Genomic DNA, 23,165 nt, shown 5'->3' on the forward strand with positions numbered 1-23,165 from the left:
GATGATTCACCAGCATAAGATCCTCACCGCGCTGCTCTTCGGCCTCGCGTCGCCCGCTCCTTCCAGCGCCCTGCCCCAGGAAGGTGGCGCAGCCATGAAGCCCTGGTTCACCGAGGTCGCGAAGGAAGCCGGCGTCACCTGGAGCCACGTCTCCGACCGCACCGACAGGTTCCGCTTCCCCGAGATCATGGGCGGAGGCACCGCCCTCTTCGACTATGACGGGGACGGCGACCTCGACCTGTACCTCGTGCAGGGCGGCGTCCTCACGCCGCCGCCACCGCCGGCAGAGGGAGAAGCACCCGCGCCGACGCCGCCGGGCAACAAGCTCTTCCGCAACGACAGCGCGGGCGGCCTGATCCTCTTCACGGACGTCACCGACGAGGCCGGGGTCGGCGACACCACCTACGGCATGGGCGCCGCGTGCGCCGACTTCGACCGCGACGGGGACATCGATCTCTATGTCACCAACGTCGGGCCGAACAAGCTCTACGTCAACAACGGCAACGGCACCTTCACGGATCAGTCGAAGAAGCTGAAGGTCGACGACGCGCGCTGGGCCACCAGCGCCGTGTTCTTCGACGCCGACGGCAAGAACGGACTCGACCTCTACGTCGTCAACAACCTCGGCTGGTCCGAGGCGATCGAGACGCCGTGCGTGAACTACTACGGCGAGCCCGACTACTGCAGCCCGAACAACTACAACGCCCCCAGCGTCGACGTGCTCTACATGCACGGGCGCCTCGGCTACGGCGACGCGACGATCCGCGCGGGCATCGAGGCGGGTTTCGGCAACGGGCTCGGCGTGACCGTCGGCGACTACGACAACGACGGTGACGCCGACGTCTACGTGGCGAACGATGCCACGCCCAACGTGCTCTGGCGCAACGACGGCGCGGGCAAGTTCGAGGACATCGGGCTCGAGGTCGGCTGCGCGGTCAACGGCCTCGGTGCGCCCGAGGCGGGCATGGGCGTTCAGTTCATCGACATGGACTCGGACGGGCACCTCGACCTGTACATGACGCACCTCCGCCGCGAGACGAACACGTTCTACCGCAACCTCGGCAACGGCAAGTTCAGCGACAAGACGAACATGACGGGAACGTCGCGCGCGAGCCTCAACATGACCGGTTTCGGCATGGGCTTCCATGACTTCGACCACGACGGCGTCCTCGACCTGTTCGTGGCGAACGGCGCGGTTCAGGCCTGGAAGGACGATGAGCGCTTCAGCAAGACGGACGCCTATGCGGAGCCGAACCACCTCTACAGGGGCCAGATGCGCGGCAAGAACGTTCGCCTCTCGCTGGTACAGGAAGAGGGCGCGACCGCGAATCCCGTCATCGGCACGAGCCGCGGCGCGGCGTTCGGCGACCTCGACGGAGACGGCGACGTCGACGCGGTGGTCGTGGATCTCGACGCGAACGTCGAGATCCTGCGCAACGACGCGCCCGCAGCGGGCACGCACTGGGTCGGCTTCCGGGTGGTCGAGGAGAAGCGCGGCAAGCTGGCCGACGTCCACGGTGCACGCGTCTCGATCGCTGGAATGGAAGAAGGCACGCGCCAGCAGCGCCAGGCGGAACCGTGCTACAGCTACCTCTCCAGCAACGACCCGCGCGTCCACTTCGGCCTCGGCGCCGGCGAGATGGCCAAGGACGTCCGCGTTCGCTGGCCCGACGGAACCGAACAGGCGTTCGGTGATCTCGCCGCGGGCCAGTACCACGTGCTGAAGCGCGGCGAGTGACGTGAACGTAGCCGCCGTCCTTTTCCGAACCGCCCCGGACCTCGAGGGGATCTACGCGCGCCTCACCCAGCTCTCCGGGCTGGGTGAGGTCGCGCTTCTGAAAGAGTACGTGCGCGTTGACTCGCCCGTCGGCGTCGTGCACGTGCAGGCCTTCAACGCCCAGTGGCCCGACGAAGATCCCGAGTCGCTGGCCGAACTCGGCGGAGTCGCAGCCGGGCTCCATCCCGGCGCGCTGATGCGCGCCGGGGACCAGAACGCGGTCTGGAAGCCCGCGGAACTCTGCGTCCGGGTGCATCGCAGCTTCGTCCACCTCGCCGTCGTCGAGGCGACGGGCAGCCCGGTCGCCCAGACCGAAGAGCTGGAGCGCCTCTCGATGGCGTTCCTCGCGGACCCCGAGGGCCTGTGCGCGTTCTTCCCTGCCGGGGAAGCGCTGCGCGACGGCCACATCATGGGCCAGATCCGTGGTTCCGCCGAGGACCAGGAGGCGCTCCCGATGCAGAACTGGATCAACGGGCGCCTCGCGGACGCCGGCATGGGCACGCACGTCGCCGACCTCGTCGGCCTGCGCCAGATCGGCCAGCCCGACGCGGAGGCCGTGTTCCCCTCGGATCTCAAGGACGTCTCGCCCTACGAGGTCCTCGGCTTTCTGTTCGACGTCGCGCACCATCTCGCGCGCGAGGGCGGCGCCCTCGAGGACGGCGTCATCTACGAGGGCCCCGGCGGCCTGCGCTGGCGCGCGGGCCTCGAGGCCGACGCCCAGATCACACCGGCGCGCAAGGTGACGCGTTGGATTCCCCTCAGCCCCGCGCAGGCCGCGGGAACGGGCGCCGAGGCGCCGCCTTCATGAGCGACTCCGCTTCCCTGGAAGAACACTCCATCCAGCGCTTCGGCGCCGTCCTCGCCGAACTCGACGCGGCCATCGACTGGGAGGTTCTCGCGCCGGTCTACTGCGAAGGCGACGCGTCCGGCTTCTTCGACGAAGAGCGCCGGAACGCGATCGTCGACGCGGGCCTGAAGCTCGCCTCGGAGATCGGCGAACAGCTGAAGCCCGGCGGCAAGTCGCTCTATATCGGCGCGGCGGTCGCGGAACTCGCGCCGATGATGTTCGAGGCGATCGTCCTCGACCGAAAGGTCGCGTGGATCAGCATCGAGGGCCGGGAGGCCACCGAGCTCACGCGTGCGATCAAGAGCGTCGACAAGCACCTCCCGACGCCCCGTACCGCCGAGTGGCGCGGCAGTGACCTGCGTCCCCGCGACCACGTCTGGATGACGAGCGTCCTGACGGACCCCGAGGCCTTCCCCGCGCTCCACGACCAGCTCTACGAGCGCCAGGGAACGCGCGAGGCCGTGGGCGGAGGCCGCCCCAAGCGCGAGCGCCTCGCGGCCGCAGAACTGGTGCGCAACGCGCTCGCCGCCGCGGCCCAGGACACCCTCCTCACCACCACCGACGAGGAGCTTCTCGTCTGGACGCCGATCGTGCACGAAGCGGGCGGAGACCTGAAGGTCTCCCCGACGGGCCGCACGTCGGCCATCGTGGGCGATGTGATCCGCTTCTGCCGCCTGAAGCCGGGCCGCTGAACCTCCGGGTGGGAAGCGGCGGTCCTGCGCTGCGACCGTTCGCTGGAGTCGCTCGCGCCTCCATCACATGACGCGCAACGTCAAGGACTTCGAACACACGGGAGCGCTCCCCAACGATCCCTGGGAGGGCAGGTGGCCAGAAATCAGCGCGACGAATTGCCTCAGGACGAGTCAAGGCGGGCGAGGCCGCCAGACTCTGGTAGGTTTTTGGAGAGCTATCCTCTACCGCGTTCGCCCGGCGGTTCTCCCATGGGGTCGAACGGTCACCGGCGCACCTCGCCCTGCAGCCTCTACTCATAAAACACCTCCCCCAGTTCGTCGGGTCCCTTCTCGTCTCCGCCCCGGCAGCCCTCGCCCAGGCGCCCGAGATCATGCATTTCACCTTCGATGGGATGGACGTCACCAACGTGGCCTCGCCTGGCTACGCCGCCGCCGCGACCAACCAGGGGATGATCTTCACGCCGAGCACCGGCTGCGGAAGAGGCTTTGCCGCCGAGTCCGTCGGCAGTTCCTTGCTGATCGAGACCAACTACGCGGTCGACTTCGGAACCAGCAGCTGGACCATCGGCATGATCGTGGACCTCGAAACGGGCGGGAACGGATTCCAGTACTTCTTCGGGGCCAACAGCGCGTCCACCATGCGGTGCTTCTGCAACGGTGCGTCTGGCCAGGACAATATCATGCTGCGCTCCCCCGGCGGTGACATCGTGATCGACGGCGCCACAACACTCGGCACCCCCCACCAGATCGTCTTCGTCTACGACTCGGTCGCCCAGGAGATACGGGGCTACCTGGACGGCGTACTCACAGAGACCATGCCGCAGAGCTCGGCGCTGGACCTCAACGGGACTGCAGCTGACTTTCAGGTCGGAGGTCACCTGGGCGGCACCATGCTCACGGGCAGCACGATCGACGAGTTCAGGGTCTATCGGCGAGCCGTGGACCAGAGCGAGATCACCAGCTGGGCGGCATGCACCGGAGGCAGCGGCATGAACTACTGCACCCCGGCCGTGAACTCCACGGGGGTCGCGGCCTCTATCTTCGGGACAGGCTCGACCGTCGTGACGAACAACAGCTTCGAGCTGGGCGCCAGGGACATGCCTGTGTTCTCCTTCGCGTTCTTCATCACGAGCCAGACCCAGGGCTTCGCCATGAACCCAGGTGGCAGCGCGGGCAACCTCTGCGTGACCGGATCCGTTGGACGCTACGTGGGCCCGGGCCAGATCCAGCAGTCGAACCTGGCCGGTGAGATCAGCCTGGCCATCGACCTGACCGCGACGCCCCAGCCGAACGGATTCGTATCCGTCCAGCCTGGCGAGACCTGGAACTTCCAGGTCTGGTACCGCGACTCGGCCGGAGGGGTCCCGACGTCGAACTTCTCGGACGGGCTGCAGGTCGACTTTCTGTAAACGGCCCGAGCGCCCGGTTCCAGGTGAACGGCAGACTCTGGCGGTCCAGGGTCAAGATTCAGCAAAGAGTGCGGGTCTCGGCGGCCAGGAGAGCTGCCGCGGTCCCGCACGCCAAATTTCGGCGCGAGAATCACCAGCGAGCTCCCCTTTCCCCTTGGGGAATGAGAAGAATCTTCCGACACGATTCTCACGAGATGCTGGACGACCTAGGAAACACGCCCGACGAGCTGGAGGGGCACCACGAGTTCGAGACCACCGGGCCGCGGCCCTCGCCCGGATTCGCCTCGCCCGAGCTGTTTCTCAACCGCGAGCTCAGCCTGCTGGAGTTCAATCGTCGCGTGCTCGCGCAGGCGCTGGATGACCGCATTCCTCTGCTCGAGCGACTGAAGTTCCTCACGATCTCCAGCACGAACCTCGACGAGTTCTTCGAGGTGCGCAAGGCCTCGCACCAGGAGCGCTCGACCCACGGCTCCAGCATGACGGAGATCGACGGGCGCTCGACGCGACAGGTGCTGACCGACATCGGACTCGGGGCACGAACGCTCGTCGCCGATCAGTATCGCGCGCTGAACGAGGTGCTGCTCCCCGAACTGGAGAAGGAGAACATCCGCATCCTGCGCCGGGACGTCTGGACGGAAGAGCAGGCCGAGTGGATCAGCACCTACTTTCGGCGCCAGGTCGAACCGATCCTCACGCCGGTCGGGCTCGATCCCTCGCATCCGTTCCCGAAGATCCTCAACAAGAGCCTCAACTTCATCGTCCTCGTGAACGGCGACGACGCGTTCGGCCGTGAGACCGGGATCGCGGTGGTTCAGGTCCCCCGAGCTCTGCCGCGCCTCATCGCGCTGCCCCGCACGATCACGGGGGACGACATGGCCTGGGTCATGCTTTCGTCGGTGGTACACGCGCACATCGCCACACTCTTCCCGGGCATGGAAGTGCTCGGCTGCCATCAGTTCCGCGTCACGCGCAACAGCGAGCTTTGGGTCGACGACGAGGAGGTCGAAAACATCCTCGAAGCGCTGGAGGGCGAGCTGCCCGAGCGCAAGTACGCCGAGGCCGTGCGCCTCGAGGTCGCCTCCGACTGCCCCGACGAGGTCTCGACGTTCCTGCTCAAGCGCTTCGAACTTCCGGAAGACGACCTGTACCGCGTCGACGGTCCCGTGAACCTCGGGCGCCTCGGCGTGCTCCACGGCATGGCCGATCGGCCGGACCTCAAGTACCCGCCGTTCACCGCTCGCTTCCCGCGCCAGCTCGCGCGCACCGAAGATCCTTTCGAGGCGATCCGTCAGGCGGACATCGTTCTCCATCACCCCTACGAGTCGTTCGCCCCCGTCGTGGACCTGATCCGTCGCGCCGCGAGCGACCCCGACGTCCTCGCGATCAAGCAGACGCTCTACCGCACGGACAAGAACTCCCCCATCGTCTCGGCGCTCGTCGAGGCCGCGGAGAACGGCAAGCAGGTCACGACCGTCGTCGAGCTACGCGCGCGCTTCGACGAGGCCGAGAACATCGACCTCGCGACCCAGCTCCAGGACGTCGGCGCCCAGGTCGTCTACGGCGTCGTCGGCTACAAGACGCACGCGAAGATGACGCTGATCGTCCGGCGCGAGCCTGACGGCCTCGTGCGCTACGTGCACATGTCGAGCGGCAACTACCACGCAGGCACCGCCCGCGCCTACACCGACGTCGGGCTCCTCACCGCCGATGAGGCGATCGCCGACGACGTCCATCACCTGTTTCACCGGCTCACCGGGCTCGGCGCGATGCAGCCCCTGCGCAAGCTGCTCGACGCGCCGTTCACGCTTCGTCACGAGATGCGCGAGCTGATCGCCCAGGAGGCCGTCAACGCTCGCGCCGGGAAGCCCGCACGCATCATCGCCAAGATGAACGCGCTCACGGAGCAGCGCACGATCCGGTCGCTCTACGAGGCGAGCCAGGCGGGCGTCCAGATCGACCTCATCATCCGAGGCGCGTGCTGCCTCAGGCCCGGCGTCCCCGGCGTCTCGGACAACATTCGCGTGCGCTCGGTGCTGGGTCGATTCCTGGAGCACTCGCGCCTCGTCTTCTTCGAAGCTGGCGGAGACCGCCTCCTCTTCGCGAGCAGCGCGGACTGGATGTCGCGGAACCTCTATCGCCGCGTGGAGACCTGCTTCCCCATCGAAGACCTGAGCATCAAGGACCGCCTCATCGCCGAGGACCTCGAGATCTACCTGGGTGACGACGTGGCGGCATGGGACCTGGAATCGGGTGGGAGCTATCACCGGACCGGTGGCAGCGTCGACCCCCAGGTCGAGCTGCTGAAGCGGATCGCCTCCGTGCCCGAGCCCGACAAGGTCGATCTGGAGGGCGGCGGGCGACGCCACGAGCTTCGGCCAGCCTGACGAGGTGGCCACACGAAGAGGGAGCCCCGGAGCGTAGACTGGCGATCATCATGAAACGCTTCTCCTGTCTCACTCCCCTCTTCCTCTTCCTCCTCCAGGCCCCTTTCCTGGCGACCTCCTGCGCCTCCTCCAGCGCTGACCACGGCTCCCCCGCGGCGGCCTCGATCGAGTCCCGGGAGATCCAGTACGAAGCCGACGGCGTGGCGCTGACCGGCTACCTCGCGCGACCGAGCGAGCATGCGAAGTCGGCCCCCGGCGTGCTGGTCATCCATGAGTGGTGGGGTCATAACGACTACGTGCGCAGGCGCGCCGACGAGCTGGCCGAACTCGGCTACGTGGCGTTCGCCCTCGATATGTACGGCTCGGGCAAGACGGCCTCGCACCCCACTGACGCCGGCGCCTTCGCGGGCGAGGTGATGGCGAACGCCGACGTGATGGAAGCCCGCTTCCGCGCGGCACTCGAGGTGCTGAACTCCCAGGAGGGTGTCAACCCCAACAAGACGGGCGCGATCGGCTACTGCATGGGCGGCGGCATCGCGCTCAAGATGGCGCGTGAGACGGCGACCGTGGACGCGGTGGCGAGCTTCCATGGCTCGGTCGGAGCCGCGCTCGGAGCCAAAGATGCCGGCCGCCTCAGCTACGCGCTCATCGCGACGGGCGGAGCCGACCCGCTGGTTCCGCTCGAACAGGTGGAAGAGCTCGAGGAAGAACTCAGGACCGACGGAATGAAAGAGATCAAGACGATCATCTTCCCGACGGCCGTCCACGGGTTCACCAATCCCGACGCGACCGCCATGGGCGAAAAGTTCCCCGACCTGCCGCTCGCCTACGACGCGGCGGCAGACGAGCGGAGCTGGGAAGCACTCAAGGCAATGTTCGCTGCGGCGCTATAGGCAAGGGCACGGGGCTTGCCGAGGCGGAGTCCTTTAGGTTCCCCTGATGTCCCTGGGCTACCGTTCCTCGGATACGCTGCGGTCTGGGAGTCTGCGCCACAGAATGCGGTTTCGCGAGTGCCGTCAGGATTCACGCTCGCAAAGCGCGCCGGCCCCCCCATGGTTTCGATGCCGTTAGGGTTGGGCGCAACGCCGCGAGCGTGAATCCTGACGCCACTCGCGAAACCGCATTCTGTGGCGCAGACTCCTAACCCCCTCGGATCCCCCACTCTTTCCTGCCTGTCGGCATCGCGCTTGAGCTTCTTTCTTCCGTCTCGCTTCCAGCGTATTTCCCCCCGGTGCGTCCCCGCCTGGCGCAGATCGCTCCCCGGCTCGTGGATCTCCGCGGCGTTCCTCTTTGGAGCGGTATCCAGCTGTGTCTCTCCGTCCCCTCCCTTCGACTGGAGCAAGTACGAGGGGCCAGGTGAGACTTACTTCCAAAGGGAAGAAGTGTCGTTCCCTTCCTACGACGACCCGTTGGAGCCCGTCAACCGCGCGATCTTCAAGCTCAACGAGAGCGTGCTGATCGGGCTGGGTGAACCGATCGCTCGGCTGTACCGAGGGATCGTTCCGCGCATCGTTCGCAGCAGCGCCGAGCGCGCCTTCGACAACCTGCTCTACCCCGGCAGGCTGATCAACAACCTGCTGCAGGGACAGTTCGACGGAGCCTGGCGCGAAACCGAGCGCTTCGCCATCAACTCGACCGTCGGCATCGCGGGCCTGCGCGATCCCGCAACGCGCTGGGGCATCGAGCCCAGCGTCGAGGACTTCGGGCAGACGTTCCAGGCCTGGGGCTGGAAGAGGTCCACGTTCCTGATGGCGCCGTTCTTCGGAGCGATCACCTGGCGCGACAGTGTCGGGTTCTTCGGAGACTGGTGCGTGGATATCGCGGCCTACTACACGCCGGCGGCCCAGGTCCGGAGCCTCAACCGGCTCAGCGATCAGCTCCCGGGCCTCGTCACCGCGCTTCGGTCCCAGTACGACCCGTACGAACTCTCGCGCTTTCTGTACCTGCTCTCGCGGGACGCGATGGACGTGTTCGATCCCGCCGCGGAGTCGAGCCAGGCGAACGCCGTCGAATCAGCTCCCGGCGACGTGCCCGCCGGGACGCCGAGCGGCGCGACCGATACCCTGGGCGCCGTCTTCCTCGTGCCGGAGAGCCCCGAATTCGTATATGAAGCGCAGCGCTTCTCGGTGATCCATCCTTCGACCGGCAAGGAGATCTCCTACTCCGTCTGGCTCCAGCCGGACGCGGCGCCCGTCGACTACATCATCCCCGGGCTCGGCGGCCATCGGCTGGGGTCTTCATCGGTCGCCCTGGCCGAAGTCGTGTACAGCACGGGCCAGTCCGCCGTCACGATCTCCAGTTCACTGAACTTCGAATTCATCGAATCGGCCCTTACCGAGGCCGTTCCTGGCTTCATCCCGTCGGACGCACGGGACACGCACGAGCTGCTCGGCGCCATCGACGCGGACCTGCGGACGAGGTTCCCGGGTCGCATCCTCGGACAGCGCGTCGGCGGCATCTCGTTCGGTGGCATCACGACGCTCTTCATCGCCGCCGCCGAGAAGGATCCGGATCTGATCGACTTCGAGGCATACGTCGCGATCAACGCACCGCTGAGCCTCGCCTACGGAGCCCAGCAGCTCGATGCGTTCTACAACTCGCCGCTGGAGATCCCGGAAGAAGAGCGGCGCGCGTGGCTCGACCAGCTCTTTGCCAAGACGCTGCGCCTCACGAACGGCAACCTGGAGCCGGACAGCACCGTGCTACCGTTCACCCGGGACGAAGCACGCTTCATCATCGGGCTCCTCTTTCGAACCACGATCCAGGACGTGATCTTCCAGACTCAGGTCATCGAGGATCTAGGTGTTCTGCACGCGCCGATCGATTCCGAGAGGCGGACGCTCGTCGAGGGCGAGATCGAGCAGTTCTCGTTCATGGAGTACATCTACGCGTTCGCGCTGCCCGCCATGGCGCAGTCCGAGCGGCTGTCCGGTGAAATCGACGTGACGGAAGCCGGCGCCGAGCACCTTCTGGAACTCTGCAGTGTGCGCTCGATCCAGGCCGAACTCGCCGCCAATCCGCGGGTGCGATTCGTCACGAACCGCAATGACTTCCTGCTCGCTCCGGGCGACCTCGAGTGGATCACGGAACTCCTCGGCGAGGATCGTGTGACCGTGTTCGAGCGCGGCGGGCACCTCGGCAACCTGCACCTCGACGAGGTCCGCAAGGTGATCGAGTCGGAAATCGACGAGGCGACGGAAGTCAGCGGACCGACGCCCTGACCCCCATCGGCAGCCCCACGAGAACGCTGCGGATCACGTCGTGGTACACCTCCACAAATCGGAGGTGAGAACGCCTGACTCGATCGAAGGGTCGGTCATCAGATCCAACGTAGCGGTGGATCCACGTGAGCCTGGTAGCCCGGGGAGTAGCATGTGGCTCTCCCGTTGACCGTCTCTAACCATAGGGTCCCTTGTGAACATACTCACCCGCCGCGATGCCCGTACTCTGCGAATCCGCGGATTCCTTGCGGTATCCCTCGGAGCCTTGTGCTCCGTATCTGCCCAGACAGGTGGCGCGCACTCGAAGCCCGTCACGGCTCACTCCCCATCGCGCGCCTACTACTTCGACTGGATCAACAGCCAGTACGAGGGAAGCACGGAGGCGCATACGCTCGTCAACCTGGAATTCTTCCGGTGGATGCATGACGAGTACGGAATGGAGCTTGACGTGTACTTGCTCGACGTGGGCAACATCGACGATGGACCGTATACGGCGGGCGTCGGTCGGCTGATACCGGACCACTACGGAAGTCTTCAGAGCGAGTCGTTTCTCGAGCAGTTCCCCCGCGGCTTCGGACCACTCAGTGAACGGGCGGCGCAGTTCGGCTGCCGGCTCGGTATCTGGCTTGGCCCGGACGGGTTCGGCGAGACACCCGAGAAAGAACGGATCCGATCGGAGATGTACGTCAGTCTTTGCCGCGACCATGCCTTCGCGATGTTCAAGCTCGACTCCGTGGCGGGTGGACTGCGGCCAGGGAAGCTCGATGTCCTGCTCGAGACGCTCGCGAAGTGCCGTGAATATGTGCCGGACCTCCTGGTGCTGAACGAGCGCGTCGAGCTTCTCGAGAACCGCGAGGGTGTGTCCACGTCCCTCTGGGAGGGAGTAGAAACGTACATCGACGTTTTCAGCTGGAACGAGACCACCGCGCCTCACCACCGCGCGGGTGCGCTCGCCCGCCCTTACCCGCCGAGCCTGCGGCGTGACATCGAGGATCACGGCGTGTGCCTCTCCTCCTGCCTCGAACGATGGGACGACGATCTCGTGCTCCAGACCTTCAACCGAGGCACGATCCTCGGCCCGGAGATCTACGGCAGCCCGTGGTTCCTACGCGACGAGGAGTTTCCGAAACTGGCGCGGCTCTGCAACCTCTACCGTCTTCACGGCGAGATTCTGGTCGACGCGATCGGGCTGCCCGAGGAGCGATTCGGTCCCCACGCGGTTTCGCGGGGCGATGAGCGCACACGCTTCCTGACCCTGCGCAATCTGACCTGGGAACCGGTGACCTACTCGATCCCGCTCGATGAGACGATCGGCATTTCCGGGGGCGGCCCCCTCCACGTCTATCAGTACCATCCCACGGATTGGACCGCCGATCCGTCGTCGTACGAAGGTGTCTTCGAGGTGACGGTCGATCCGTTCCGGGTGTGCCTCGTTGCCGTTTCGGCCGAGCCGCTTGGGTCGATGGCGCCTGCCGGCGCCGAGGTCCCGGCAACGACCCTGAAGGAGCCTTGGCACCGACACCTCGTCACGTTGCTGCCGGCCGAAGTGCCCGCAGACGCAGAGGCTCTCTACGAGGCCACGTGCTTCGCTGCCGACAACAATGCGCTCGAGATCCGCTCGCTCGAGCGCTCGGGCCCGACCGCGATCCCCGAGGTCGCGGCCGCCCGCGCGGCCTTTCTCGACCAACCCATGTTCGTGAACCGCGCCATCTGGGATCGTCAGCTGTTCGACGGCAAGCTGGATACGTTCTTTCGCGCGCGACGGGAAGGAGGCGCTTTCCGCCTCGACCTCGGAGAGGCCCTTCCCCTCGACAGGCTCGTGATCCGCACGATGGGCAGGGAAGCGCACGACGACCATCTGGAGTCGAATCGATGGGCGGAAGATTCGGTCGCGGAGTACTCCGACGACCTGAAGTCCTGGACCGAGGTGGACGTTCCCGGCGGAGTCGGCACCATCGCCGTCCTTCACTTCCCCGAAGGCGCCCGCGTTCGCTACCTCCGTATCCAGGGTGCCCCGCGCCGTCTCGCGGAGATCTACGGCTACGTGGACGGCTCTCGGACGAGCTGCGACTTATGGAGAGCTTCGAACCTGTTCACCCCCTACTCAGCCAATCCAGCCGTCGCCGCTTGGACTGGCTCCTTCATCCTCGAAGAGCTCGCACCCAGGTCTTTTCTCGCCGTGGCCATCGAGGGCCAACACGGCAACGAAGGCGCCTGGGCAGCCCTGCGCTTGGACGGCCAGCTCGTCGGCGCACCGGACCGCGCCGTCTCCTTCCCGAGCAACACCTGGGAGTACCAGAACGTCGAGATGGACCATGGCTACACCTACCTGTTCCCGCTCACGCCTGACGTGATCGGCAAGACCATCGAAGTGGTGGTGCTGAGCCTGAAAGGAGGAGGCACCGATCTCTCCCCCGAGGTCTGGTTGACCGCGCACGAGTCACCCCTGGGCACCTCCTCGATCCGGACTTCGAATGCGCCGCGCACATCGGAGAAGTAGCTAGCCAGACCCACCTGCCTCAACTCTTCCGACATGAATGCACCTGGTCCGTTCGTACCGGAATGAACGGACCTGGTCCGTTTGTACCGGAATGAACGGACCAGGTGCGACTGTTCCGGTTCGTCGACCTTGATGGGGCGCTCTTGGGGTGCCAGCAGGATTCTGGCGCCAGGTTCGGAGGTGACCTTCTCGTAGGAGAACGGGGCTCCGCTGCCGTTCTGGGCCACGACTTGATCGCTGATCTCCAGGTCTGTGGCCCCCAGTTGCACGACGACGTGGCGGCGGTCGGGCAGCCGTCCTGATCGGGTCTGCAGAAGGAGCGGCAGCTCGAGGTGCTGCGTCTTGGCCGCGTCTTCATCCGCGGACACGCGGATCACTCGTCCCAGAGCCCCGCCACCGTGTACGGGCTTCCGGGCTTGGCCCAGAAGTTGCCCGTCACGTAGCGGCGATGATCATCGAGGGCCGCGAGGTCGGACATCGCCTGGGCATCCAGTTCGATCTCTGCCGCGGCGAAGTTCTCCGCGAGTCGGTTCGGGTTCACCGACTTCGGGATCACGGAGGTTCCGCGCCCGAGCGCCCACGCTAGCAGCACCTGGGCTGGCGTGATCGAAAGTCGCGCGGCAACGGCGTTCACCACGGGGTCGTCGAGCAGCGCCTTCTCGTCCTTGCCCTTCATGCTGTCCGGACGATCACCCGACCCCAGCGGCGAGTAGGCGGTCAGGTGGATGCCGTGCTCCTGCCCGTACTTCAAGAGGTCGGGCTGGGCGAGGTACGGGTGCATTTCGACCTGGTCCAACTCCGGCGGATGCTCCATCGAGAGGTGCTGACCCAGCTTCTTCGCGCTGTAGTTGGAGACGCCGATGTGACGCGCGAGCCCGAGCTCCAGCGCCTCCTCCATGCCAGCCCACGTCTCCTCGAGCGGGAGTTCTTCCAGGGACACGAGGTCGCCCGGCTCCGTCGGCGGCTCCGCTCCTGAACGGATCGCGACCGGCCAGTGCACGAGGTAGAGGTCGAGGTACTCCACCCCGAGGTCGTCGATGGAAGCCTGGATCGCGGGCACCACATCCTCGCGTCCGTGCCGGTTGCACCACAGCTTCGACGTGATCCAGAGGTCGTCCCGCGTGATGTTTCCCTCGGCGAACACGTCCGCCAACGCCGCTCCGATCTCGGCCTCGTTCCCGTACACCGACGCGCAGTCGATATGCCGATAGCCGATCTTGATGGCCTCCTTGATGGCGGCCCCGACCTCGCCGGGCGCGGACTTCCAGGTACCGAGACCGAGGGCGGGCATCTCGTCGCCGCCTTTGAATGTGAGGAATCGCATGGGCGGTATTGGAGCAGAAAGGTCAGGCGTCGAGGAGTCGGAACAGGCGAGCTTCTTCGACAGGATCGGTGCGGAAGGCGCCGCGTAGGGTCTGCGTGACCGTGTCGGCCCCGCACTGACGAACCCCTCGCATCGCCATGCACTGGTGCTGCGCTCGAACGATGACCGCGACGCCGCGCGGGCGCAGGACCTCTTCGATCGCGTCGCCGATTTCCGCAGTCAGCGCCTCCTGGGTCTGAAGACGCTTCGCGTAGCCCTCGACGACGCGACTGAGCTTGGAAAGCCCCACGACGCGCCCGTTCGGCAGGTAGGCGATATCGACCGTGCCCTTCATCGGGATCACGTGGTGCTCGCAGTGGCTGTAGAACTCGGTGCCCCGCAGGATCACGATCTCGTCGTACCCCGCCACTTCCTCGAACGTGCGCTCGAGCGCCTCGCGCGGGTCAGTGCGGTATCCGCTGAAGAGATCGTCCCACGCCTTGAGGAAGCGCTTCGGGGTATCGAGGAGCCCCTCTCGCTCGGGATCTTCTCCCATGTAGCGAAGGAGCGTACGAACGCTCTTCAGAGCTTCTTCGCGCGTGACGGGCGCGCGCTCTGCCTGCAAGGAACGGGGGATGGACTGCAGCGTCATGGGAGGACCGGGGCCGAGGTTGGGGTTCGAAGCGATTGCCGCCAGAGCAGCACGAGGTCGATGGCGAACGACGCCACGAGCGCCGCGACGGAGAACGCCGCGACGAAGATCTTCAGTCTGAGGGGAAGGAACGGCACGAGGCAGGCGAGGAGCGAGGCGATCTGAATCACGCAGCAGACGCGACGCCGCTGGGAGAAGGGAAGCGGCGCTCGAAAACGCGGCGCGACGGCGAGGAGAACGAGAAAGCCATAGCGCAAGCCGCCCGCCAGCAGAATCCAGGGACCGACGACGCCGGTGCGCCAGACGAGGATCGAGAGACAGGCGATCAGCGTCGCATCGACCTCCTGATCCAGCCAGCCGCCGAAGCGGCTCGCGGTGCCATCGCGCCGTGCCAGCGCGCCGTCGACTCCGTCCAGAACGAGCGCCGCCACGCCGAACAGCGCGAGCCCGAGCGTCCATTCCACGGCGCTGTCCGCATCCAGAGCAAACGCCAGCAGAACCGCCACGAACGAAGAGCGCGCCATCGTCACCTGGTTGGCACGACCGAAACGAGGCGCGGAGTGAAAGCCCGGGCGCAGGAGCCTCCGGGTCGAACCGAAGAGCAAAACGCCCTGGAGCAGCACAGCGGCGGCGCCTGCGGCCAAGGATAGCCCGGCTCCGATCCAGAGCGCCACGAGCACGCACGCCGACGCCAGGGTCGCGGCGACCACGGATCGACGCGACTCCTGCTGGACCCTGATACGCTCACGAAGCGACTGACCGAACGACAACGAACTACGGGACATCACCGCACCACGGTGTACTATCGCCAGCGAGTCCGAAGGAGAGGAGTCAGACATGTGCAGGAATGATCAGAAGGACCAGATATGACGGCAGCATTCGGGGATCCGGACGAGGCATCGGGACCGCAAAGCTCCCCCACCTGGGCCACGGCGTACTGGGCGACGGGGCCGGGGAAGGGTGAACTGCGCGGAGAGGAAGCCCATGGAACACCGCCGACCTCAAGGCAGGGTGAAGACGTTCTGGTGCAAACACTGTACTCGGGCCTGAGCCGCGGCACCGAGGCGCTGGTGCACCATGGGAGGGTTCCGCATTCGGAGCACGATCGGATGCGCGCACCCTTCCAAAACGGCGACTTTCCCTTCCCCGTCAAGTACGGGTACATGGCAGTCGGTCGCGTGGCGAAGGGTCCCGAGCGGCTGATCGGGCGCACCGTTTTCTGCCTCCACCCCCACCAGGACGTCTTCTGTGTGCCCTCGAACGCGGTGACGGAGATCCCGGACGGGATCCCCGCGCTACGCGCCGTGCTCGCCGCCAACATGGAGACGGCCATCAACGTGCTCTGGGATGGACGGCCGTCCCTGGGCGATCGAATCACGGTGATCGGGGCAGGGGTGGTGGGTCTCCTGGTCGGCTACCTGGCCGCCCGAATCCCGGGAACGGACGTGACGATCGTCGACATCCAGGAATCGCGCGCAGAAGTCGCCCGCGCGCTCGGCATCGCCTTCCGCGTGGGTGACCCCTTGACGGCGCCCGCCAGCGACCTCGTGATCCACACCTCCAGCTCGCCGACCGGCCTCGCCAGCGCCCTGAAGGCCGCCGGGCCCGAGGCGCGCATCGTCGAGGCATCCTGGTACGGGAATCGTGAAGTCAAGGTCGAGCTGGGCGGCGCCTTCCACTCCCAGCGCCTTCAGCTTCGCTCGTCGCAGGTAGGCACCATCCCTCCCCATCAGGCACCTCGATGGGATCATTCACGCCGACTCGAACTCGCCCTGAGACTGCTGGCCGACGATCGCCTCGACGCGCTCATCTCGAGCGTGGATCCCTTCGAGCAGATCGTGCACAGGATCCCGGAGCGCCTGGCCGCCGCCGAGACCCTGTGCGCCGCCTTCGCCTACCCGGCCACTCCATCCTCTCTCCCTTGAGCGCCTCCATGTACTCCGTCACCGTTCGCGACCGCTTCATGATCGCCCACAGCTTCTCCGGCGATATCTTCGGCCCCGCCCAGGCGCTCCATGGCGCCACCTACGTCACCGACGTGACTTTCTTCGCGGCCGAACTCGACCCCGACGGCCTCGTCGTGGACATCGGCGCCGCGTCCGAGGTTCTCTCGTCCATCCTCGAGGACTTCAACTTCAAGAACCTCGACGACCTCCCGGAGTTCGACGGCAAGAACACGACCACCGAGTTCATGGCCCACGTGGTGTTCGATCGAATGCTGGCACGCATGACGGCCGGAGACCTCGGCGCAGCCGCCAAGGCAGTGACGAAGATGAAGGTGACCCTCCAGGAGTCGGACGTCGCCTTCGCCAGCTACGAGCGAGAGTTCCCGCCGATCACCATGTGATGCAGAGGGCAACGCAGGGCGAGGGCTGGACTCTTGTGCTTCCGGGGAGTCTCGGCGCTCGAACGGGCGGCACGATCTACGACCGACGAATGGTCGAGGCGGCGCGCGCGCACGGCGCCCGGGTCGACGTGATCGAGCTGCCGGGCGGCTCCTATCCCCGCCCTGATGCGCGGGCCATCCGCGAAGCCGACGCGGCGCTCGCGCGGATTCCCGGTGGCGAGCGGGTCGTCGTCGACGGACTGGCGCTGGGCGCGCTTCCAGGCATCGCGCGCCTGCACGCCGACCGCCTGAAGCTCACCGCGCTCGTCCACCATCCGCTGTGCGACGAGGAGGCGGAGTCTTCGCAGGAGCTGCTAGCGTCGGAGCGCCGCGCGCTGGCCTGCGTCCGGAACATCGTGGTCACGAGCGAGTTCACCGCGCGGCGCCTGCGTGAGCTCGACATGCTCGTCCCCGGGATTCCGGTGCACGTCGTCGAGCCCGGCGTCGACGAGGCTCCGCCCGGCGAGGACTGGACACCGGGCACGGACCTGCGTCTTCTTTCGGTGGGTTCCCTGACGCCGCGCAAGGCGCACCTCGACGGGCTCGCCGCGCTGGCCGCCCGCGAATTGCCCGGCCCCTGGCGCTGGACGATCGTCGGGCGCGAGGACCTCGATCCGCAGTGCGCGACCGAACTGCGCGAGGCGATCGAAGTCGCTGGGCTCTCGGAGCAGATCGAACTCACCGGCGAGGTTCCGGAAGAGAGTCTCGGAGGCCACTTCCTGCGCGCCCATGTCCTGCTGCACACGGCGCGCTACGAGGGCTTCGGTATGGTCGTGACAGAGGCTCTCGCCCGCGGCTTGCCCGTCATCGCCTCGACCGGCGGCGCACTCGGGGAAACGCTCCGCCAGCACGGGGGCGTGGGGCTCGGTACGGCCGATGAGCGGCTCGCAGGCGCTGGCTACCCTCCCGGCGACGCGGGGGCGCTCCGCCGGCAGCTGGCCGATCTTTTGCTCATCCCGGAGCGATGGAGCGAATGGCGCGGGACGGCGCTGGAGGCACGCCGTAAGCTCCCCACCTGGAACGAATCCGCCCGGTCCTTCTCGGCGGTGCTCGACCCCTGACGCGCACCCCAGCGCGGCTCCCGCCTTCACCCTGCTTGGACAGGACGCCTCTCCCCGATGTCGACATCCACCACCTCCACCTCGACCGAGGGCTTCGAGTCCGACTGGCTGACGCTGCGCCGCGACGCGGACGCCCGCGCTCGCACGGAATCCACGAAGGCCCTGCTCAGCGCCGTCGCGCTGCCTGGCGCCCAAAAGCGCCTCTCGCCGCTGGACATCGTCGACCTGGGCTCCGGCTCCGGCAGCAACGCGCTCTACCTGATGCCGAACCTGGCGGCCGCGGGCATCCATCATCAGCGCTGGGTCCTCGTCGACAGCGATCCGGATCTCCTCGACGAAGCGATGGCGGAGATCGAGGAAGAAACCCATCGCGTCAGCGACGCGATCAGCGCCAGGCTGGAGATCGAGACGGTCACGTGCTGCCTCGACATGTCGACGGACATGGACGACGTGCCGATCAAGGGCGCGCAGCTCGTCACTTCCTCGGCGCTGCTCGACCTCGTGTCCGGGCACTGGGTCACGGATCTTTCCTCGCGGCTCGAGCACTTCCGAGTCGGCGCTGCCCTGATGACCCTCGTGGTCGATGGGCACGTCGAATGGAGTCCGATGGAGCCTCGCCATGATCGTGAGATCATGGCGGCCTTCCAAAGGGACATGCGCCGCGACAAGGGCTTCGGTCCCGCGCTCGGCGCCGACGCGATCACGACCTACGGACGCGCGATGGTGGCGCGCGGCAACACGGTGCAGTGCTTCGACGCGTCGTGGATCCTCGACGATCTCGACACGGAGCTGCAGGAGCGCTACCTCGACGACGTGACGAAGGCGCTGCGTGGCACCGACGTCGATGGCGCGCTCCTGGACGAGTGGTACGAGCGGCGGCGTCGCTGGATCGACACGGACGAGAGCGATCTCGTCGTCGGCCACTATGACATCCTCGCGCTGCGGGCTCCGGTCTGAGCCCCGGCGATTAGCCGAGTTCGAGGTCGAAGAGCACGTCCGCGCCGAGCCGGTAGATCTCGGCGGGAGGCCGAAGCGCGTCGCCGAGGTCGTCGACCGGCGCCACCTGGACGCCGGGGCGGCCCTCGCCGATCAGCAGCGGCGCCACCACGACGTGAAGGCGGTCGAGCGCGCCCGCGCGCAAGAACGCGGAGACGAGCGCGCCGCCGCCTTCCACGAGAACCCGCGGCAGGCCTCTTTCCGCCAGCTCTCGCAAGAGCTGCTTTGGGTCGACGCGGCCGCCGGGCCGAGGGACGGGCACGCGCTCGACGTGATCTGCCGTCGCTTCGCGCACCGGTCGATCCTCCCCGACGACGTGCAAGACGCGCGCGCCAGGCCGAAAGGCGCGGAGCCCGCGATCGAGGCGCTCGTCCAGGTCGACGAGAACACGCGCGGGGTTCGGGCCTTCGGCGAGACGGACGTTGAGCTGCGGATCGTCGCTCTGCGCCGTTCTCCATCCGACGACGACGGCGTCCATCAGCGCGCGCATTCGATGCAGGTGAACGAGGCTCTCCTGGCCGGTCACATAGTGCGACGCGCCCGTTCGAGTCGCGATGAAGCCGTCGAGACTCTGCCCCATCTGCCCTACCGCGAACCGCCTGCCCGCTGGAACACGAAGGCCTGCGCACGGATCGAACGCTTCACCTGAACTCACAGCGGCGCGTCCCTCAGGCGCTTCAGGGAGAAGTCTCGCACGTCCATCAGGAGCGTCGCGAGCTCCGAAGCCAGGAACTCCAGGAGCCGATCCCCTCGGTCGGCGTCCGCGAGCCTGGCGTTGCCGGTCGCGCCGAAGACATGCAGATCTTGGGCCGCCCACGCCATGCCGATCGGTTCCTCGGCGCCCAGCAAATCGAAAGACTCCGCCATCTCGGAGGCAGCGCTCACGAAGTCGATGGCCGCGTCCATGCGGACGAGATCCGGCCGGAGCGCAAGCATCATGGAGGTCTCGACCTCGCCGCCGTGCATGCCGTAACGCACCTCCTCCGCGTCGAAGAGGCGATCGGGCATCCCGAACGCAAAGGTCGAGGCACGCACGACGAGCATGCTGCATTCGCGACGGAGGCGCTGGCCCACCAGATCGATGATCTGCGGTTGGCCTCCGTGGCTGTTGAGGATCACGAGCTTGCGAACGCCCGAGCGGTGCACGGCCCGGCCGATCTCGGTCCAGTGCTGGAGGAGAGTCTCCGGCTCCTGGTGAAGCGTGCCGGCGAAACCCGTGTGCTCCGGACTGTGCCCGATGTGCTGAAGCGGAAGCACGAGGCCTCGCACGAGGGCGGGATCCACCTCGACTCGTTCGAGGACGCCCTCGAGAATCATGGCATCGGTCCCGACCGGAAGGTGCGGGCCGTGCTGCTCGACGGCGGCCACTGGAAGGATCGCCACCGTTGCCTCGGGATCCAGGTCGGCGAACTCGTCCGTACGAAGGTCGGTCCAGGAAATCATCGGCCCCACGATACAGGTGGATCAGACCCGAATCATTCATCAAACGGCGTCGCCAGTGCGTCCAAACGGCGTCAGGGCAAGGAAGACGACCGAATGGAGCGGAGGCGGGCCCGTAGGCCCGGTGAGCATCCATGACGGGAGCCCGCGAAGCGGGCGGAGGCCGCAGGCCGACGTCTGACGCCGCCATGGCGCCGTTTGGGCGTGCTGGCGAAGCCGTTTGATGAATGTTTCGGGTTAGAGTGTTGCGATGACTGAATCGCCTTCACGTGGAGAGGACGCCGACGGAAGCTCCGGCGGTGACCCCACGGAGCACCTGTCCAGCGAGGAAACCGCGACGGCCGCCAGCTACTGGCGCGCCAACGTCCGGCTCCTCCTCGTCCTGCTCTCCATATGGTTCTCGGTGTCGTTCGGCTGCGGCATCCTGCTGGCGCCGAAGCTCAACGCCTACACGTTGCCTGGAACGGGCTTTCCCCTGGGCTTCTGGTTCGCCCAGCAGGGGAGCATCTACGCGTTCGTCATCCTGATCTTCGTGTACGTGGTGCTGATGAACCGCATGGACCGACGCTTCGGAGTGCAGGAGGACTGATGGACGTTCAAACCTGGACCTTTCTGATCGTTGGCGTCACGTTCGCGCTCTACATCGGGATCGCGATCAAGACTCGAGCCGGTAGCACCAAGGACTTCTACGTGGCCGGCGGCGGCGTGCCGCCGCTCGCGAACGGCATGGCGACGGCGGCCGACTGGATGTCGGCGGCCTCGTTCCTCTCGATGGCGGGGATCATCTCGTTCAAGGGCTACGACGGCTCGGTCTATCTCATGGGATGGACCGGCGGGTACGTGCTGCTCGCTCTGCTCCTCGCCCCCTACCTGCGGAAATTTGGCCGCTTCACCGTCCCCGACTTCGTCGGCGATCGGTACGAATCGACCACCGCGCGACTCGTGGCCGTCGTCGCCGCGATCTTCGTATCGTTCACCTACGTGGCAGGCCAGATGCGGGGCGTGGGCGTCGTCTTCGGGAGATTCCTGGAGGTCTCGGTGGAGACCGGTGTCGTGATCGGCATGGGCGTCGTGCTCCTGTACGCGGTGCTCGGCGGGATGAAGGGCATCACCTACACGCAGGTGGCGCAGTACTGCGTCCTGATGTTCGCGTTCATGGTGCCCGCGGTGTTCATCGCGCTGATGATGACCGGGACGCCGATCCCGCAGATCGGCTTCGGCGGAATGCTCCAGGGCAGCCTCGGGGACGGGATCGCCAACGGGGAATCGATCTCACTGCTCGCGAAACTCGATGGTCTCCACGAAGAGCTCGGGTTCGCGCCCTACACATCGGGGTCGAAGGCGATGATCGACGTGTTCTGCATCACGATGGCGCTGATGGTCGGCACCGCCGGGCTGCCCCACGTGATCATTCGCTTCTACACCGTGCCCAAGGTCAAGGACGCGCGGATCTCCGCGGGCTGGGCGCTGCTCTTCATCGCCTTCCTCTACACGACGGCGCCCGCGGTCGCGGCGTTCGCGCGCACGAACCTCATCGGTGCCGTGGAAGGCGCGACCTATCGGAGCCCGGAAGATAAGGCTCCGGTGGAGGCGGCTCCGGGAGAAGGCAAGTTCGCCCCCACCTGGCTGAAGAACTGGGAGAACTCGGGCCTCATCGCGTGGCTGGACAAGGACGGCGATGGAGCCATCCGCTATCGCCAGGGAGCGGCGTTCGAGGGCAAGCCCGACTACGTAGGCGAAGCCGGTGACGAGGCGGCCCGGGGAGCCTCGGGCGAGCGACTCGTGGCGAACCCGCCTACCGAGAACGACAACGAGCTCTACATCGACCGGGACATCATGGTCCTGGCGAACCCGGAGATCGCAGGCCTTCCGAACTGGGTCATCGCCCTGGTCGCGGCAGGCGGCCTGGCTGCGGCCCTGTCGACGGCGGCAGGCCTTCTGCTCGTCATCTCGACGGCGGTGAGCCACGACCTCCTCAAGCGCACGCTGGTGCCGAACATCAGCGACAAGAAGGAGCTCCTCGCCGCGCGCCTCTCCGCGGCGGTGGCCGTCGTTTGCGCTGGCTACCTCGGGATCCACCCGCCGGGCTTCGTCGCCGAGGTCGTGGCGTTCGCGTTCGGCCTCGCCGCGTCGTCGTTCTTCCCGGCGATTCTGATGGGCATCTTCTCCCGGCGCATGAACCGTCAAGGCGCGATCGCGGGCATGGTGCTCGGCCTCGGCTTCACGACGGCCTACATCGTGTACTTCAAGTTCCTGCACCTTGAGCAAAACAGGGCCGAGAACTGGTTCCTCGGGATCTCGCCGGAGGGGATCGGTTCCGTGGGCATGGTGATCAACTTCGGCGTGGCGGCGCTCGTCGCATCCTTCACGAAGCCGCCGTCCGCCGAGGTCGAGGAACTCATCACGAGCATCCGCGTGCCGAAAGGAGCCGGGTCCGCGTCCCGGCATTGACCAGCGGCCAAACGAAACGGCTGGCAGACCGAGTCTTTACAGAATG

At 66.6% G+C, this 23,165-nt stretch carries 19 protein-coding genes; 14 read left to right on the forward strand and 5 right to left on the reverse strand.

Annotated features, from left to right (window positions below):
* Nucleotide 1 precedes the first annotated feature (1 nt).
* The 8 genes from Poly30_RS22625 to Poly30_RS22660 all read left to right on the forward strand — a co-directional run bounded on the left by Poly30_RS22625 (nucleotide 2) and on the right by Poly30_RS22660 (nucleotide 12,830).
* The gene (locus Poly30_RS22625; RefSeq protein ID WP_145202816.1) at nucleotides 2-1,738 is read left to right on the forward strand and encodes a CRTAC1 family protein; all 1,737 of its coding nucleotides are present in this window, start codon (nucleotides 2-4) and stop codon (nucleotides 1,736-1,738) included.
* Nucleotide 1,739: 1 nt separating this feature from the next.
* Entirely contained in the window at nucleotides 1,740-2,585 is an 846-nt protein-coding gene (locus Poly30_RS22630) for a DUF4261 domain-containing protein (protein ID WP_145202820.1), read from the forward strand.
* Nucleotides 2,582-3,316: a hypothetical protein gene (locus Poly30_RS22635; RefSeq protein WP_145202823.1), complete on the forward strand. Its 735-nt coding sequence runs from the start codon at nucleotides 2,582-2,584 to the stop codon at nucleotides 3,314-3,316. Before Poly30_RS22630 ends, Poly30_RS22635 begins: the two co-directional genes overlap by 4 nt.
* A gap of 371 nt (nucleotides 3,317-3,687) precedes the next feature.
* The gene (locus Poly30_RS22640) at nucleotides 3,688-4,725 is read left to right on the forward strand and encodes a LamG-like jellyroll fold domain-containing protein (RefSeq protein WP_145202825.1); all 1,038 of its coding nucleotides are present in this window, start codon (nucleotides 3,688-3,690) and stop codon (nucleotides 4,723-4,725) included.
* 194 nt (nucleotides 4,726-4,919) lie between these two features.
* Entirely contained in the window at nucleotides 4,920-7,109 is a 2,190-nt protein-coding gene (gene ppk1 / locus Poly30_RS22645) for a polyphosphate kinase 1 (protein ID WP_145202828.1), read from the forward strand.
* A 50-nt stretch (nucleotides 7,110-7,159) separates the two neighbouring features.
* Complete coding sequence (locus Poly30_RS22650) at nucleotides 7,160-8,002, forward strand: dienelactone hydrolase family protein (RefSeq protein ID WP_145202831.1); 843 nt, start codon at nucleotides 7,160-7,162, stop codon at nucleotides 8,000-8,002.
* Between the two features lie 489 nt (nucleotides 8,003-8,491).
* The gene (locus tag Poly30_RS22655; protein WP_419190521.1) at nucleotides 8,492-10,330 is read left to right on the forward strand and encodes an MlaA family lipoprotein; all 1,839 of its coding nucleotides are present in this window, start codon (nucleotides 8,492-8,494) and stop codon (nucleotides 10,328-10,330) included.
* A 265-nt stretch (nucleotides 10,331-10,595) separates the two neighbouring features.
* Nucleotides 10,596-12,830, forward strand: coding sequence for a discoidin domain-containing protein (locus tag Poly30_RS22660; protein WP_145202837.1), 2,235 nt, complete (start codon nucleotides 10,596-10,598; stop codon nucleotides 12,828-12,830).
* A gap of 373 nt (nucleotides 12,831-13,203) precedes the next feature.
* Here Poly30_RS22660 and Poly30_RS22665 read toward each other — a convergent pair whose 3' ends face one another.
* From Poly30_RS22665 to Poly30_RS22675, 3 genes are read right to left on the reverse strand one after another with little or no spacing between them, the layout of a single operon-like run.
* Nucleotides 13,204-14,154, reverse strand: coding sequence for an aldo/keto reductase (locus Poly30_RS22665; protein ID WP_145202840.1), 951 nt, complete (start codon nucleotides 14,152-14,154; stop codon nucleotides 13,204-13,206).
* A 22-nt stretch (nucleotides 14,155-14,176) separates the two neighbouring features.
* Entirely contained in the window at nucleotides 14,177-14,785 is a 609-nt protein-coding gene (gene folE, locus Poly30_RS22670; RefSeq protein WP_145202842.1) for a GTP cyclohydrolase I FolE, read from the reverse strand.
* Complete coding sequence (locus Poly30_RS22675; RefSeq protein ID WP_145202845.1) at nucleotides 14,782-15,624, reverse strand: CDP-alcohol phosphatidyltransferase family protein; 843 nt, start codon at nucleotides 15,622-15,624, stop codon at nucleotides 14,782-14,784. The genes folE and Poly30_RS22675 overlap by 4 nt, the downstream gene beginning before the upstream one ends.
* Before the next feature lie 186 nt (nucleotides 15,625-15,810).
* On the opposite strand from Poly30_RS22675, the gene Poly30_RS22680 reads away from it, so the two are divergent.
* Genes Poly30_RS22680 through Poly30_RS22695 form a run of 4 tightly spaced genes read left to right on the forward strand, consistent with a single transcriptional unit; the run spans nucleotide 15,811 to nucleotide 19,189 of the window.
* Nucleotides 15,811-16,710, forward strand: coding sequence for a zinc-dependent alcohol dehydrogenase (locus tag Poly30_RS22680; RefSeq protein ID WP_419190522.1), 900 nt, complete (start codon nucleotides 15,811-15,813; stop codon nucleotides 16,708-16,710).
* Nucleotides 16,711-16,718: 8 nt separating this feature from the next.
* Nucleotides 16,719-17,132, forward strand: a complete 414-nt coding sequence (locus Poly30_RS22685) for a 6-pyruvoyl trahydropterin synthase family protein (RefSeq protein ID WP_145206361.1) — start codon at nucleotides 16,719-16,721, stop codon at nucleotides 17,130-17,132.
* Nucleotides 17,132-18,232, forward strand: a complete 1,101-nt coding sequence (locus Poly30_RS22690; protein WP_145202851.1) for a glycosyltransferase family 4 protein — start codon at nucleotides 17,132-17,134, stop codon at nucleotides 18,230-18,232. Before Poly30_RS22685 ends, Poly30_RS22690 begins: the two co-directional genes overlap by 1 nt.
* A 57-nt stretch (nucleotides 18,233-18,289) precedes the next feature.
* Nucleotides 18,290-19,189, forward strand: a complete 900-nt coding sequence (locus Poly30_RS22695) for a class I SAM-dependent methyltransferase (protein WP_145202854.1) — start codon at nucleotides 18,290-18,292, stop codon at nucleotides 19,187-19,189.
* A gap of 10 nt (nucleotides 19,190-19,199) precedes the next feature.
* Here Poly30_RS22695 and Poly30_RS22700 read toward each other — a convergent pair whose 3' ends face one another.
* Both Poly30_RS22700 and Poly30_RS22705 read right to left on the reverse strand, forming a co-directional pair.
* On the reverse strand, nucleotides 19,200-19,808 hold the full coding sequence (locus Poly30_RS22700) for a RibD family protein (RefSeq protein WP_145202857.1): 609 nt from the start codon (nucleotides 19,806-19,808) through the stop codon (nucleotides 19,200-19,202).
* 71 nt (nucleotides 19,809-19,879) lie between these two features.
* Nucleotides 19,880-20,671, reverse strand: coding sequence for a creatininase family protein (locus tag Poly30_RS22705; RefSeq protein ID WP_145202860.1), 792 nt, complete (start codon nucleotides 20,669-20,671; stop codon nucleotides 19,880-19,882).
* 313 nt (nucleotides 20,672-20,984) lie between these two features.
* On the opposite strand from Poly30_RS22705, the gene Poly30_RS22710 reads away from it, so the two are divergent.
* The gene (locus Poly30_RS22710; protein WP_419191385.1) at nucleotides 20,985-21,257 is read left to right on the forward strand and encodes a DUF4212 domain-containing protein; all 273 of its coding nucleotides are present in this window, start codon (nucleotides 20,985-20,987) and stop codon (nucleotides 21,255-21,257) included.
* A complete protein-coding gene (locus Poly30_RS22715) occupies nucleotides 21,257-23,119 on the forward strand; it encodes a sodium:solute symporter family protein (RefSeq protein ID WP_145202866.1) in 1,863 nt (620 codons plus the stop codon). The genes Poly30_RS22710 and Poly30_RS22715 overlap by 1 nt, the downstream gene beginning before the upstream one ends.
* Nucleotides 23,120-23,165: the final 46 nt, after the last annotated feature.

It is taken from the genome of Saltatorellus ferox, assembly GCA_007751475.1.
Lineage (GTDB): Bacteria > Planctomycetota > UBA1135 > UBA1135.

Bases quoted from the DNA above. Each gene is read 5' to 3' on its own strand.
- Poly30_RS22625 (WP_145202816.1), top strand. From the start codon at position 2: ATGATTCACCAGCATAAGATCCTCACCGCGCTGCTCTTCGGCCTCGCG.
- Poly30_RS22635 (WP_145202823.1), top strand. From the start codon at position 2,582: ATGAGCGACTCCGCTTCCCTGGAAGAACACTCCATCCAGCGCTTCGGC.
- Poly30_RS22640 (WP_145202825.1), top strand. From the start codon at position 3,688: ATGCATTTCACCTTCGATGGGATGGACGTCACCAACGTGGCCTCGCCT.
- ppk1 (WP_145202828.1), top strand. From the start codon at position 4,920: ATGCTGGACGACCTAGGAAACACGCCCGACGAGCTGGAGGGGCACCAC.
- Poly30_RS22650 (WP_145202831.1), top strand. From the start codon at position 7,160: ATGAAACGCTTCTCCTGTCTCACTCCCCTCTTCCTCTTCCTCCTCCAG.
- Poly30_RS22665 (WP_145202840.1), bottom strand. From the start codon at position 14,154: ATGCGATTCCTCACATTCAAAGGCGGCGACGAGATGCCCGCCCTCGGT.
- folE (WP_145202842.1), bottom strand. From the start codon at position 14,785: ATGACGCTGCAGTCCATCCCCCGTTCCTTGCAGGCAGAGCGCGCGCCC.
- Poly30_RS22675 (WP_145202845.1), bottom strand. From the start codon at position 15,624: ATGTCTGACTCCTCTCCTTCGGACTCGCTGGCGATAGTACACCGTGGT.
- Poly30_RS22685 (WP_145206361.1), top strand. From the start codon at position 16,719: ATGTACTCCGTCACCGTTCGCGACCGCTTCATGATCGCCCACAGCTTC.
- Poly30_RS22690 (WP_145202851.1), top strand. From the start codon at position 17,132: ATGCAGAGGGCAACGCAGGGCGAGGGCTGGACTCTTGTGCTTCCGGGG.
- Poly30_RS22695 (WP_145202854.1), top strand. From the start codon at position 18,290: ATGTCGACATCCACCACCTCCACCTCGACCGAGGGCTTCGAGTCCGAC.
- Poly30_RS22700 (WP_145202857.1), bottom strand. From the start codon at position 19,808: ATGGGGCAGAGTCTCGACGGCTTCATCGCGACTCGAACGGGCGCGTCG.
- Poly30_RS22705 (WP_145202860.1), bottom strand. From the start codon at position 20,671: ATGATTTCCTGGACCGACCTTCGTACGGACGAGTTCGCCGACCTGGAT.
- Poly30_RS22715 (WP_145202866.1), top strand. From the start codon at position 21,257: ATGGACGTTCAAACCTGGACCTTTCTGATCGTTGGCGTCACGTTCGCG.